Here is a 14340-nt window from a genome sequence, read left to right as displayed (position 1 = left end):
AAGGGGCTTGTTGACAGCATTGATGTTCCAACTTTCTCAAAAAAACTTTATGAATATAGAAACAGTATAGTTCACAGCAAATTTGATACAAAATTTAAAATCAACGTACCAACTATTGAGATATTCCATCCGGAATCTAAAGATAGATATTGGATTGAGATACTTAGAAAACTAGCTGAGAAGATTATTGTACAATTTTGCTGAATTATATCCCCCTTCCGCTAATGGTTGGGGGATTTTTATCGTCTATTTTATTGTAAAATAAACAACTGGATAACTTGGATTGCCATTCTCATTGTAATGTAGGGGGATATCTCTTTCTTCCATTAACTTGTTATTGAGTTTCTGTTTACTTAAACCATGAGTAAGGATCAGTCCGCCAATAATTTTCTTAAGTTGTCTACGTTTTAATTCATACAACCATTTTGATTTGTCTTCTTCTGTAACAATGGAATCCTTAATTCGTGTATCACGCTTTCTCATTTCTGCTTCAACATCTTCAATTTCTAAGTATGTATTTTCTATGATTCTATGTTCAGTTACCCATCCGTACTCTGTTATGTATTTCAGGCAAGTTTTTTCTAATTGTTCGCATACGTGCTCATTTAATTTAGATAATTGTTCATTCTTCCTCATGGGGAATATTCGGTTTGCTTCTTCTTCTCCCAACGTTTTTAAAACCATCTGTCGATCAAAGTTTCCTACCGTCATACCCAGGTCTTTAAATTGCTTGGCTAGAAGTTCAACCTCATTCATATGTGTAGCTGCCATAGATGGAACTGTCCAAAACGTGATCATGTTCTGATAATGCTTTTTCTGTGCTTCTAATTTGGCTCTATTTACATATTCAAATGGCAATCGTTCTATGTCGATTCGATTTAGTAACTGTAAGTAAACCAACAATGACAAGATAGTTTTGATTCGGCGTTCCTTGCTGTTCTTGAACCGATCAAAATCACACCATCTATCCAAGCGCTTCATAATGTAACTAACTGATGCAAAAAAGACAGCTTCTTCTGAATCTTTGATATGAATCAGTGTAGAAATATTCTCTAGAGCAATAAGGTGAATCTCTCTTAACACTGAATAGTATAGTGGCGTTCGAAGTAATGAATTCAAATGGGGATATGCTTCTTTTATGAATTCCTCATCGCTCAGTAACTCTAGATTCTGCTGAATCAAGTTCTCCATTTCAACTTGCCATTCTGACTTTTGGATTGTGATGTTAAAGCATTCCATCAGGTATCGGAGTGATTTGGGCTTGTTTAGTTTAGTCAATCTTTCTGTTACTTCAATGATAGTACCTGTAAATGGATGACTACTACTCCAACACTTATACCACCAGTAACCTGTATTGGGATCTTGATATATATTTGCTGATGGTGATGACTCATTGTGGAATATGTCATGGAACTGTTTACTTGCTATTCCTATATACTCATGTAGATTAATTTTCTTTAGATAATCATATACCTCCTTACGTGATGATACAGTTATAGGCTTGTATGTAGTTTTCATTCTTTCTATTATATTTACATTTATATTCTGAATCATATCTATATTGCTTATGTACTTATTTACTGTATCTGATGTTGTAAGGGGGGATACTGTGACACCAATTATATCTATATTATTACTATAGTAATTGGGGCTATAATATCCCCCCTCTGTAACTATGTCATGGTCAGTCTGAAGCCTATTTTCATAATCGAATACATAAAGGTCAGTTCCACCAAAGAATAGTCTTTCAGCTTGGAATGTAGATTCATCAGCATACGGATACTTTTCAAATAATTGATCAGTATGAGCATTCAACAAGTTAATGTCTGTAATTGGCTCATTGAATGCGAAAACTACTCTAAACTTAGGCCAATCCTCTGTGTGACTAAACGTTTTGTACATAAACATGGCAGACCTTTTAAACTCTTCCTGTGCATCTTCCCATGTGATAGATATATCCTTAACCTTTTGTTTAAGTGTTCGATCATAATATCCATTATCGAAATCCATACAGATAACTTGCTGAGAAGTCCAACAATCCTTGGTACGTGATAGTAATCCATTTGCTTTTGTCGTTATGTATGCTGGAACGAATGACTTGCCTTCTATAATCTCATTTGCTAATTGTGAGGGTTCAACATCAACCGGATTCTGTAGTAGTCGGTTATTAATGCTCCCGATCTCTTTGAAACTTGGCTTACAACTAAACTTCGTTTGGTCAATCAGTAATTTGATAATATACACTCCTCTATGTTTTTTTGTTAATCGAACAATCAATCAACTCTGAATCATATGCGTTCCTCCTTATAATGGTAGTGGTGGTTGGGACATTCGAAAGGGATGAGTGTGAATTTTATTATGATAAAATAATACTTATAAATGGATGTTATCACATGGATTTTGATATGGCAAGTTGAATTTGTAAGTAATATTGATTGGTAACCATACGTGTTTGTAGGGAGAACGAAATTTCGTCCCCTTTACTAATGGAGAGTATCGCAAAACTGGCGAAGTCAAAGGAGGTGACAATTCATCACCCCCTTATTAAGCAGGACGTAGGCGAGTGGCAAGCAGAGTACCTTCTAATTGCTGAGAACACAGAGCGCAGAGGGGAAGCAGAATTAGATCCAATTAAAAAAGGGAGACAAGCGGCGTTTCTGAAAGAGTACTGGGGAATAACGAATGGTGGAAATAAACGATTTAAAACTGATGGTATGAAGTCGATGAAAGACGTAGCAGAAGCGATTGGTGAAAAGTCCGAACGTACCACTCAACGCCTTATTAAACTTAATGACTTGATTCCTGAAATACAATCACTTGTTTCATCTGGTGTATTGGGTGTTAGAGCAGCAGAACAACTTTTGCACTTCCGAAATTGGGAATGACAAAATGGAGATAGTTGATGTTGCTCTAAATCACAATAAATCTATAGGAGGAATCAGCCTTCCATTGTTTGGGGTCACTTTATACCTCCATGGGGAGTTGTGTTCCAAGTTCCTATCAATTAATCAATGAAATGAGGAAGAGAATCGAAATGGAGATGTCACTATAGTAGAAGAGAAAATAACTTTTCAATGATGTAAAGATAATACTTGACGATTGTGAAGCTATGAAATATACTGAGTATACAAGGTTAACGAATTCCAAGATAAACCCTTGGAGCCTTAAATACAGTGGAACGGGAGGGATGAGATACGTGGAAGGTTAGATATGCGTGGTACAAGTTAATGAGTTGGCTAGGCTTGGCTAAAAAGTGATCCAAGGAGAATTAGCAAGGGTAACAGGGATGAAGAAGAGTAGGGAATGAGTTCAATATATAGCTTCAAGTAAGGAAAAGAGTTACATATAAGCATATATAATAAAATAATATAAAACGAATGGAGATTATAAAACATGACTAATCAAACAATTGAACGAGCTTTTGTAACATTTAAATTTGAGGGAGAAAACATCAAGTATCCAGTGGATGCAGTATTCGGGAACGAGGATTTCTTTAAGGAGATTATCGAAAGAAAGACTGATGGGGGAACTCTTGAACATGGTGGAAAAGTCTATGACATGCTTGAAATGAAAGCAGTAGAAATTAGCTTCGAGTAATTAGAATAGAGAGGATGATAACATGAGTCATTGTTCTATTCTAATGAATGAACAAAAAGTGTTCATAGCGGCAGATTCAAGAAAGAGTAACAAGATTGGCGAAGATTATTATTGGATTGATGACGATGCTGTTAAATTATACAAGGTAGATAATGATAAGGTGATTTTTGTATCAGGACATGCTGTGTTCTGTGATCATGTAATCAACACCTATCTAGACTCAGATGACCACAGCATTAATAATTTACAGACAGTTATACGGGAAATGGAGATGCTCTTTAAAGAGCATTTCCCTAGCACCATCTTTCCTGAAAAAGATTATTTTGATTGCACTATGGTTGCAATGAGCAGGGATACAAAAGGAAACAGTCAATTAAAACTGTATAGTCTTAACCAGTCTTCTTACTATAATCCTTATGAATATCTGATTGAGAATAAAAAAGGATATACATATGCAACAGCAGGAGTATTCGGAGTTAAGGCAACGGCATTATGGAAACAGATTAGAGGAAAGTATAAGGAAAAAGAGACGTTCAAAAAAATATACGATCACATTACATGTGAAGCGGTAGGGGGAAAAGTTTCAGTGGTAGGAATTGATAAAGATAATGGTATTTTTCACGAAAGTTCATTTAACATTGAGGATAAGAAACAACTTCGGAAGTTATCCGACTATGAAAGTATGTTGGGTCATTATATTTTGGGGAATAAGCTGATGATTTCAGATGACAAAGGTAATTTGACTATTGAGGGAAGCCTTATCAGCATCAAGGATGACAAAGGTCAGCTACGTGCACAGTTCGGTGAGTATAAAGATAAGACTTTTGGCTTCCGATTGTTCGGATCAAATGGAACAGTCGTTGTTGATGAGAACGGGATCGTTCAAACTGACACAATCCAAATTGCAGACAACGTAGACAGCACACATACATTGAAACTTAAATTCCATCTCTCACCAAAAACGATTCAGTTCCGTGATTTCCAATTGAACTTTTCATTAGAGCGGTTCAGAGCGTACAGCAAGGGTGCTGCTAGTGCAAATATCGATTTGTATACTACAGAGTCCGAGCGGATTCTGTTGACAACGACTGAGGAGAAGAGTTTTAATTCAACTACTACAGAACCACAGAATGTTTCTGGTACAACTCAAACTGAAGGAGTCTACATTGGTCAGGGTGGTCATAACCATGGATGGCCTGATAATCTACAATTTAAAGATGTTAATGGCATAACAAGAACATGGAAGTCTTCTGGAAATCATCAACATTTTGTATCATTACAACCTCATAATCATGAATTCACTGTTCCTAAACATGCCCACAATATAGATATGCCTTCACATAGACATAGAATTGATGTCCCACCACATTCACATCCAATTGAATATGGAATCTTTGAGGGAACAATGGCAACAGGAGTACGGATAATCATTGATGGAATCACCAGAGGTGGTGTGTACTCTTCAACTGAGAATAACGTTGACGTGACACCATGGATTCAAACACCGGGATGGCATACTATAGAATTGTCATCTCAGCAATTGGGTCGAATCAATGCAAGCCTATATATGAAGACTTTTGTAGGAGCATAACAAAAAGAGACTGTATCTTAAATGATACGGTCTCAATAACCTCAATTATTCAAATGTCCATTCACCAATGTATTCGTGACTTGTGTAGCCAGCAACAGAAGGTGCATATTTGATAGTTTTTATATTTACATCTTGATTGAATTGTGAGTAAATGAATCCTCTAGCTGTTTGTCCTTTAGAAATCGTTGATCCCAAATATTCCTTACCATCAACTTCAACGAATACAATGTTACCAAGCGAGTTTATGTTTTTGTTCTGAAGTAGTTTTCCAGTATCGTAATAATAAGTACTACCCAATCTAATTAGATCATCTGAATTGTTGGTTAAAGTAATATATGCTTTGAAGCCTTTTGGTAGAAAGATTCCATCAATCTCTTCTTCATCAGTTACATACTCAATCTTATCAATGCTAACGGTTACACCTTTAGCAGTAATGGACTCACCAGCTTTAACAGTTGGAATGGTTGATTGTGCTGATGTCTCTGTTACAGGTGTTGTTGTATTACCATTGCCAGTATTACCTGTATTCCCACTATCAACTGTCGCACTTTTTTTACTTTCAATACTAATCACATTCTTACTCTTATCAAAACTCACATCAGCGTCCAATGCTCTACCAATTTCACCAACAGGTAAATAGTTTAAGTTTTGATAATTGATCGGTTGTGTACTCATCTTTTTACCGTCTACAACAACAGATACAGAACTATTGATCTTTGCTTGAATAGTCTTCGCTGTAGCTGCTATTGCTGGAACTGATACAGTCAAAGATGCACCAAGTAAAACACCCAAACTTACATAGCCTATTTTCTTCAATTTGCTCATTTTATCACTTCTCTCATTGTATTTTATGCACATAAAGTACTTACGTTTAATTCTACTATGGTAGCATTTTTATTTCCAGATATTTCATTATAAGAATAGTCGATAAAAAGTCTAGTCTATGATTAGTTAGTTTTTGATATCAACTGAAACAACAAAAATGAAATTTTCGTTGGATATGTGAGGGAATTGGGCTATCAGAAGGGCAGACAAAGAGTGAGCGCAAAAAAATCAATGAAGATATTGTCCTCAAAAAAGGAGGACGAAATTTCGTCCTCCCTACAGGTGGTGGAAGTCAGGACATACTAGCCCTAGATGTTGATTTTCTTCCTTTGTGGCTTGCTAAGATTAATATTACTCCAAACATGAAGGAGAATAATCCCGAAGTGGTTGGAAAATTAATTGAATATCAACTCAAAGCCAAAGATGTTCTCGCTGAAGTATTTGTACACAATCCTGCAAGCCAGTATTTGATTTTGTCTGAAGAAGATCGGGCTATTGCCTATTTCACTCAAATGAAAGAGAAGAAACTGCTTGAGCAAAGAATTGAAGAAAACAGACCGCTCGTTACATTTGCAGAAACGGTTTTAAAATCAAACGACAACATTCTTGTTAGAGAATTGAGTAAAATTATCCAAGACGAAGGTATTAATGTTGGAGAAAAGAAACTTTATCAAAAGCTCCGCGATTGGAAATTGATTTTAAGTAGTCAACGTGAGCCATCTCAATATGCAATGAACCTGAACTTGTTTGTAGTAGAAGAAAGATCAGCGAACACACCATATGGAGTAAAGTTCAATACGACTATTAAAGTTACTCCAAAAGGACAAGTGTATATTATTGAGAAGTTGAAAAAGGAATTTTCTAAACAACTCACAACTATTTAGAAAATATATTGATTGATCATGAGTGTAAAACTTGTAAATTAGCAACGACACTCATGATCAATCAATAAAAAACTACTCATCTTTCATCTTATCCGAATACATGTCTTCCTGTGTTACAGTAACCTTGCTTCCATCTCCAAACGTGTATACGTACTGGCTGCCAACTTTTTCAATACTTCCTTTCCATCGTTTCTCTTCTTCTCGATCTCTTCTTCTCTTATCTATTTTGACTAAGAAGACAATGGAGACTATATGTATCACCACAAATATTACAGTCCACTTAACAATACTAAATGTCAATCCATCGAGTAATCCTTTGTGATAAATTATTCTGCAATATTGCACAGCCAACATATATAGCCATGCAGAGGAAGCATATAATGCAGAGGCATCAACTAATATCTTTTCACTCACTGCGGCTATACCAACAATTGCTCCAAGAATAAACATTGTGCATAGACAAAACATCATACCAAAACTAGCCTTTTCAGTTGTATAAAAGTTTCCTTTGTGTTCAACTGGTATGCTAATATCTGAAAAAAGTACCAATGATAAATTTAATAGTGTCAATATGACTACAACAATAATCATCTTATAAACAGATCTCATGTCTACCTCCTTTCCATTTTGGAAATATCAATAACATCATTATCGGACATTTTCTCTTTTATTTGAATATACCGACAAAAAGTTATAACCAAATGAAAGCTAGTACTTTATTCAGCTTTAGCAAGTTAAGAACTTCCGCTGTTATGTTGGTAAAAGTGGGTATATTCTAGATATTGGGGCATACTTTTACTAAATAACTGTGTGAAGGAGTGTGTAATATGTGTCAGGAGGACGAGGATATGAACTTAACATTACGAAGAAAAGTGTCTTTACCTAATAACATTTTAGCGTCTAAGGTTAAGCAGAATGACGAAGGTGCTACTGTTAGCGAAATGCGGAAAGCTCTTGATTTAAACACAATTCAGCCAGTTAGTATAACTGAGAACGATGCTTATGATATGCAAGATGATCAAGATTATTTCAAAGGTTGGTATGAGGATGAACTCAGAAAACTCTTCAATGAGAAATAGGCTTAATCAAATGAGGAAGTCTGCAAAACACGGGGATTTTATCTTTGCTACGTATAGTGCAATAGGTCAACCAGACAGACAAGCTCCTGTGTTCATCGTAGGGGATCAAGATAGGGAAGATGTTGTTGTTTGTAGTTGTACTAAGACTCCTCCTAGACCCCCTTACGATGTTCAGGTTAATCTAAAAGTCAAAACTAGCGTGAGAAAAAACAAACTGTATACTATGAGTCGTAACCAACTAGAGTTTAAAATACCTCAAACAGCTACTCCTACGGAATACATAAAGATTATGGAGATGTTAGCTAAAGCATTACATATGTAGTAACAAACACAAAGAATTGGGCTAACTAAGCCTGATCCATTCTTTATGAAATACCAAATTTACATAGAAATTTGCTACTAAAAAGCCTTATAAATAGGTTTTTTTTACAAAATTTATTATAACCAAAGGATTGGGCAAATAAGCCTGATCCTATTTTTTTATCCTCAATTATGTAAAGATAATACTTGTAATTTTAAATTATAGGATATATAATAACAACTATAAAGAAAACGACAAATGGAGTGAAACGAAATGTTGACTGCTCAAAAGACTGAATATAGACGTTACGAGCTGTGGTTCGCACAATTGTGTAATTCTAGCAGTGGAAGCGTTCAGAGAGGGAAGCGACCTGTTTTGATCGTACAGAATGATGTCGGCAACAAATACAGCCCAACAATACAAGTGGCGACAATAACTAAAGCGCGGAAAAAGGACATGCCTACACATGTAAATCTAGATGCTACCGAATGTGGTTTACGAGACGATAGTATAGTTCTCTTCGAGACTATGACTACGATTGAAAAGGATCAGCTATTGTGGAGGATTGGTGAAGTTCCCTCGACCTACATACCTCAACTGGATCGAGCTGGACAGATACAGATGGGCTATATCAGTGCATGGGATTAGTTTACATACGATTTACTAAGTGTTTCATATATTTAGACACCATTGACGCTACAATGAGGGTGGTGATGCGATTGATTTGATTTAATTTCCCGTCAATTGTGTCTATCAAATATATAAAAACACGGAGGAAAGCAAAATGCGGCCTGAGTTGAGAGAAGTTGCAGACATCAATGAAGCAGATTTTATTGAATTGGTGAACGGTGAGACGAGTGATTTTACAGTTGGGAAGTTATATGAAGTTTTAGTTGATAACGGTTCAATATTTACAGTGGGGGAACTCTATGTGATTGACAATACATATACAAACAACACCGAGATGTTCTATAACCCGCATCTTCATCTGAAATATTACAAGGAAGTTAGCAAGTAGCAATTATACAGTTAGAGAGGTCGGGCAAAGGATGTCCGACTTCTATTTTAAAGTTATAAACGATAAAATAATATATGTATAGAAAGGTTGTTGAAATTAGTGGCAGATAAGAAGAAGGGGAGACCACGTATCATTCCTCCATCAGAGATTAAGGAGTGGACTAGAAAGTACGGTGGTGACAATACATATTTAGCAAGAGGAATTTTATGTGTGCAGAGTCTAATTGAGAATGAAATTATCGAGGAAGAGCATGAATATGCGGCATATCTCCTTTTTAAATCGTTTGAATCACGAATTCACAGTTGTCGGTATTCGCAGGGTATATACGAGGGAGTATTCTGTGAGTGGGATGTGCCTTTGAATGGGGTAATGGACATCATCAGACATAAGCCAGATATGTGGTTACAGTGGATTGAGCAGACCAACATTTTTCTAGAGAATGATCAACAGCAATCATATCGTCCGACCATAGACCGTATTAAAACTGATCCACATGTTGGATATCGACTTGACAACATTCAATTGCTTTCCTTCAGAGAGAATACTCAGAGAGCGGTAAACAAACCAGTTTATGCCTTTGAGATAGGAAACAATCAATCCAATGCTCTCGGGACATTTAGAAGATATGATTCGATAACAGATGCAAAGAAAGAAATGGGTTTACCTAAGCTAGATAACGACACTGGGGTATTTACAAATACACCTGATGGAAGGACGGTTCTTTTGCAGTCAAGTGATTCAACTGGAACAGGTCTTAGGATTGATTCTGGATAGTCTCGTGGAGTGTCATCAGGTGACACCTACTGTCACCTCGGATAAAGAGTTAAGGAGGTGAATAGATATCCAAAGTACAGCAAAAACATTGTCTGTCATTCGTCCAAGCAGCATTCGCATACATTATCCGTATGAAAGTCAAACGGGTGGTGTAGGGATGAAGGAAACGAATAAGCAGAAACTTTCCAACTCATTCAACTTTATTTTTATAGATGATAACCGTAGCGAAAAAGAAGCAAAAGAAGCAATTCAATTTTTAATTGATACTGTAGTACAAAGAGCAATCAAAAATTTCCCTACAACAGACTATAATATCACAATTGAATCCAAAGACTGAGGGGAAAGCCATATGAGATATGAGGATGCAGCAATATATGTTAGGGTATCCACAACGAAGGAATCCCAAAAGTTCAGTCCAGAACACCAACGAATGGATTGTGAAGAGAAAGCAAGACAGTTAAGTTTAAAGGTTTGCGAAGAGTACATATATGTAGACAGGGATAGTGGTACATCCATTGTTGGAAGACCATCTATCCAGACACTAATTGGGGATGCAAGTAGAGGTTACTTTAAGACCATCCTCTTTTCTTCTTTATCTAGATTTTCTCGTGACACTTACGACTCGCTTGGATTGAAAAGAATTCTCGTAGATAAGCTAGGCTTGAGAGTAATTTCATTGGACGAGAACTATGATTCGCAAGTTGATCATGATGAGTTTAAGTTTCAGATTTTTTCAGCGGTTAACCAAAAACTAAGTGAGCAAATCAGCATCTCATCACGAAGAGGAATCAGGCAATCTGGTATGAAAGGGAATTATCTGGGCACTATTGCTCCTCTTGGCTATGACAAAGTGAACATTGATGACAGGAAAACAATTGTACCTAACGATAGAGCAAGCCTTGTACAGTTGATTTTTGATATGTATGTCAACCAGAAAATGGGCGAGAAGGCTATAACAAAATATCTTAATCAAGAGAACATTCCCTCTTACAGAGGAGGGAAATGGGGAGTAACGTCTGTAGAGCGGATATTAACGAATGAGATATATACAGGTAAAAACATATTTAATAAGTTCACAGTTGTAAAGGTTTATAACGATATCAACAACATATCGGATAAATCTAGAAAGCTGGTAAAGCGTGATAAGGAGTTATGGGAAGATAGTGGCAAGCAAACTCATGAAGCCATTATTAGTGAAGAATTATTTAGAAAAGCACAGGATATACGCTTAGAACGTGGTGGAGGTAAGCGTGGAGGGGTAAGAAACAAGGTTAATGTATTTGCTGGAATAATCAAATGTAAGCATTGTGGATCATCATTAAACATTGTTACATCCAAAGGTAAGAAGAACGATTATCGTTACTTAGTTTGTTCTAAGAGGAGAAGACAAGGCGAAACTGGATGTGACAATCACAATAGGATTCCATACGATGATTTTAAAGATGCTCTTATAGAAAGCTTGAACGAGAAACTGAAAGCTAAGATTAAATCAGGGAAAGCGATAACTATCACCAAAAAAGCAAGGGAAGACACCGGAAAGTTAGTTGTTAAATTAGAAAAGCAGATACAGAATGCACGTAAATTGCTTTTTGAAATCCGAAAGCAAATGTTAAACGATGAGATTGATGATGAGCAATATGAGTTTGAGAAGGAACAGTATGAACAAGAGATCAAACAGAAACAAGAACAGTTATTCAAGATGAAAACTGATTTAGAACGAGCTTTGAATGACAATGAGCAATTTAAGGAAATAAACATTTCGCTTGATGAATTATCGAATCTGAGTCAATTTACTGAAGTAGACCAAGTAAACCTGATTCTGCGAAAGTTAGTTTCAAATATCACTGTTGATAAAGCAAACAATGTTGAGATCCATTCCGTATTGGGTAGGCTATAGTTTTTTGTGTGTTTCAAACCATATTTCGAATGTGATGCAGAAACTCAATGTTAAGGGTCGTTCGCAGGCAGTTGTAGAGCTGATTAAGCTCGGAGAACTGAAGATCTGACGCGATACTACACAGTTGAAATGAAGCAGCATGAAAGTCTTTTTCTATTCTTCATCATGAAGAATGGGGAAAGACTTTTTTGTTGTTTGTTAAGTAACTAATCGATCTATAAATTGTTGTTCCCTCCAACCTCAAAATAATTATGTTTTGTTCTGCATTTGTGTGTAAGTGCAGGGGTGCAGGGGTTATCACAGAGACTACTTGTATACCTTAAGGAATACGAAATACCTGAACATAAATGAGTGGTGGGACACGTATGAACGAGCAAATTGTAATGATGGCAATAAGAGTTTTGAGACAAAATCATGGTTTTACTCGAACGAAAGATTTTATAGATGTTAACGACAAATGATTTTGATGGTCGTATTCTTTACGAGGCAGTGTTCGAAACCTTCCAACGCCGTGGCACAGCATTAGAAAAGGAGCATCCTCTGTTTCAGCGAGATTTCGCTAATGACGAAGGTCGGTCAAAACAATGGCTAGCTTTCATGCGTCGCTTAAGAGATCAAAGAACAGGTTGCATTCCAAGATGTACTAGCTTCTCTAGCTGGTTTTCTCGAAGCTGTTTATAAATCCATACCTTTACAGAAAGTAGAGAACAGGAAAATTATATTAGGATGATGAGTTCCTCATTAAGCTAACGGGCAGTATAGTGGCAAGGTAGCTCTTTGATACGGCTCATCGTAAATCATTCTATAACTTATTGAAATTGCTTGCAGATTTAATATTGACGGTAATTGCAATTTAGCCTCACGTAATGTAAAATTACTTAACGGAAAAACATGGAAGGGGTGGGGGTATGAGGTGGAATCGTAAGACTTATATTCAGTCGGCTTGTGTAATTTCATATTTCCATTCCATTAGGACACTAAAGCATTTATTGCTTTAGTGTTTTTATTTTATGGGGGTGTAATAATTGTCAAGGTATAAAAGAGTTCTCGTCAAGCTAAGTGGCGGAGCAGTCGCCGGAAACTCTGAATTTGGTTTTGAGCCGGAAAGATTGGACCATATCGCTGATGAAATTATGTCAATAGTAAACTTAGGAGTTGAAGTATCATTAGTTATTGGTGGGGGTAATATTTTTCGAGGTAATATGGCGGAAAGCTGGGGGATAGAAAGGGCAGAAGCTGACAACATTGGAACACTTGCGACTGTAGTAAATAGTTTAATGCTTCGTGGAGTACTTAAAGCCAAGACCAAAAAGGAAGTACGGGTAATGACCGCTATACCTATTACTTCAGTTGCAGAACCATACATCCGTCTAAAAGCAATTCACCATCTAGAAAAAGGCTATATTGTAATTTTTGCAGGAGGGAACGGTCAACCTTACGTTACAACAGACTATCCTTCAGTACAAAGAGCCATCGAGGTTAATTGTGACGCTTTATTAGTTGCAAAGCAAGGTGTTGATGGTGTTCTTAGTGCAGACCCTAAATTTGATAAAAATGCAAAGAAATTTCGTTCGCTTCATTACAACGACGTTTTAGAACACAACTTAAAGGTAATGGACCAATCAGCTTTCATTTTGGCAAGAGACTACAATTTGCCAATGCATGTGTTTAACTTCGATAAACCAGGTTCGATGAAAGAAATCTGTGAGGGTAAGAATAATGGTACGATAATTAGTGGCGAATCAATTTTAGAGTTGGAATGAAGTATGTTAGAAATACTACTCTCCCTTGATTTAGCGGAACGATAGTTCCACAAAAGAGAAGTTCTATTCAAAATCCAACTCGGTCATGGAGTGGGATTTTGTTTATATTGATATGTATATCTTGTGATCAAAAGATACTTTATGTTTTGATTCATTACGGTGATCCGTATCATAGGTAGAAGTACAGAACATTACGCTAACGGGAAACGTTAGCTTAATGCTCAAAGAATCAACGTGATCAACTGCGGTTTACAACTAACGGATGACAATAGGGATCGTTGCAGAAATGTTAACGATCCTTTTTTGTATACCTTTAGAGATGGGTTTTCGTACTTAGTATGTGGAATTTGTTTCTATGGTGTGTCGTCCATATAGGTGGTTTTCTGTATTTTTTTGGACTATATTACAAAATGATGGATGTAAAAAGTAACTATTTTCCTTTTTGAGTGTCTATATATGTGAGGGAAATCCTCAAAACTTGTTATAAGGAGCGTGAATGTTATTGAAATTTAAGAAGACTTGGTTAATTGTGGGTACGTTTGCCCTAAGCTTCAGCTTAATGGGCAACGTGTCAGGAGACCAACTCAGGGCAGGAAAAGAAATCCAAATCC

At 36.4% G+C, this 14340-nt stretch carries 14 protein-coding genes and 1 pseudogene; 12 read left to right on the top strand and 3 right to left on the bottom strand.

All coding sequences use genetic code 11. The features are described 5' to 3' along the window. Nucleotides 1-246 precede the first annotated feature (246 nt). Nucleotides 247-2010, bottom strand: a complete 1764-nt coding sequence (locus ACR32F_RS26005) for a hypothetical protein (RefSeq protein WP_440112198.1) — start codon at nucleotides 2008-2010, stop codon at nucleotides 247-249. Nucleotides 2011-2522: 512 nt separating this feature from the next. Here ACR32F_RS26005 and ACR32F_RS26000 point away from each other — a divergent pair. The 3 genes from ACR32F_RS26000 to ACR32F_RS25990 all read left to right on the top strand — a co-directional run bounded on the left by ACR32F_RS26000 (nucleotide 2523) and on the right by ACR32F_RS25990 (nucleotide 5188). Then, nucleotides 2523-2885: a hypothetical protein gene (locus ACR32F_RS26000; RefSeq protein ID WP_440112196.1), complete on the top strand. Its 363-nt coding sequence runs from the start codon at nucleotides 2523-2525 to the stop codon at nucleotides 2883-2885. 508 nt (nucleotides 2886-3393) lie between these two features. After that, on the top strand, nucleotides 3394-3597 hold the full coding sequence (locus ACR32F_RS25995; protein ID WP_440112194.1) for a hypothetical protein: 204 nt from the start codon (nucleotides 3394-3396) through the stop codon (nucleotides 3595-3597). A gap of 22 nt (nucleotides 3598-3619) precedes the next feature. Continuing rightward, nucleotides 3620-5188 (top strand): hypothetical protein, encoded by a 1569-nt coding sequence (locus tag ACR32F_RS25990; protein WP_440112192.1) that lies wholly within the window; start codon nucleotides 3620-3622, stop codon nucleotides 5186-5188. A gap of 45 nt (nucleotides 5189-5233) precedes the next feature. On the opposite strand, the gene ACR32F_RS25985 is transcribed toward ACR32F_RS25990, so the two are convergent. Beyond that, a complete protein-coding gene (locus ACR32F_RS25985; RefSeq protein ID WP_440112190.1) occupies nucleotides 5234-6013 on the bottom strand; it encodes a hypothetical protein in 780 nt (259 codons plus the stop codon). Nucleotides 6014-6186: 173 nt separating this feature from the next. On the opposite strand from ACR32F_RS25985, the gene ACR32F_RS25980 reads away from it, so the two are divergent. Beyond that, a complete protein-coding gene (locus ACR32F_RS25980; RefSeq protein WP_440120016.1) occupies nucleotides 6187-6897 on the top strand; it encodes a phage antirepressor KilAC domain-containing protein in 711 nt (236 codons plus the stop codon). Nucleotides 6898-6969: 72 nt separating this feature from the next. On the opposite strand, the gene ACR32F_RS25975 is transcribed toward ACR32F_RS25980, so the two are convergent. Beyond that, nucleotides 6970-7506, bottom strand: coding sequence for a hypothetical protein (locus ACR32F_RS25975; RefSeq protein WP_440112189.1), 537 nt, complete (start codon nucleotides 7504-7506; stop codon nucleotides 6970-6972). A gap of 239 nt (nucleotides 7507-7745) precedes the next feature. Between ACR32F_RS25975 and ACR32F_RS25970 the strand changes: the two genes are divergently transcribed. The 8 genes and pseudogenes from ACR32F_RS25970 (at nucleotide 7746) to pyrH (ending at nucleotide 13729) form a co-directional block, all read left to right on the top strand. Next, complete coding sequence (locus tag ACR32F_RS25970) at nucleotides 7746-7976, top strand: hypothetical protein (protein ID WP_440112187.1); 231 nt, start codon at nucleotides 7746-7748, stop codon at nucleotides 7974-7976. Between the two features lie 574 nt (nucleotides 7977-8550). Next, the gene (locus tag ACR32F_RS25965; protein ID WP_440112185.1) at nucleotides 8551-8925 is read left to right on the top strand and encodes a type II toxin-antitoxin system PemK/MazF family toxin; all 375 of its coding nucleotides are present in this window, start codon (nucleotides 8551-8553) and stop codon (nucleotides 8923-8925) included. 136 nt (nucleotides 8926-9061) lie between these two features. Next, entirely contained in the window at nucleotides 9062-9295 is a 234-nt protein-coding gene (locus tag ACR32F_RS25960; RefSeq protein WP_440112183.1) for a hypothetical protein, read from the top strand. A 99-nt stretch (nucleotides 9296-9394) separates the two neighbouring features. Then, a complete protein-coding gene (locus tag ACR32F_RS25955) occupies nucleotides 9395-10069 on the top strand; it encodes a hypothetical protein (RefSeq protein ID WP_440112181.1) in 675 nt (224 codons plus the stop codon). Nucleotides 10070-10226: 157 nt separating this feature from the next. Next, nucleotides 10227-10406: a hypothetical protein gene (locus tag ACR32F_RS25950; RefSeq protein WP_440112179.1), complete on the top strand. Its 180-nt coding sequence runs from the start codon at nucleotides 10227-10229 to the stop codon at nucleotides 10404-10406. A gap of 12 nt (nucleotides 10407-10418) precedes the next feature. Next, nucleotides 10419-11966 (top strand): recombinase family protein, encoded by a 1548-nt coding sequence (locus tag ACR32F_RS25945; RefSeq protein WP_440112176.1) that lies wholly within the window; start codon nucleotides 10419-10421, stop codon nucleotides 11964-11966. 7 nt (nucleotides 11967-11973) lie between these two features. Further along, nucleotides 11974-12075, top strand: a pseudogene (locus ACR32F_RS25940) (LuxR C-terminal-related transcriptional regulator); the annotation flags it as partial. A gap of 916 nt (nucleotides 12076-12991) precedes the next feature. Beyond that, entirely contained in the window at nucleotides 12992-13729 is a 738-nt protein-coding gene (pyrH, locus tag ACR32F_RS25935) for a UMP kinase (protein ID WP_440112174.1), read from the top strand. Nucleotides 13730-14340: the final 611 nt, after the last annotated feature.

This window comes from Paenibacillus hebaui, assembly GCF_051934385.1.
Taxonomy (GTDB): Bacteria; Bacillota; Bacilli; order Paenibacillales; family Paenibacillaceae; genus Paenibacillus.
The sequence above is the reverse complement of the archived record's forward strand: the minus strand, read 5'-3'. Positions and strand labels throughout refer to the sequence as shown.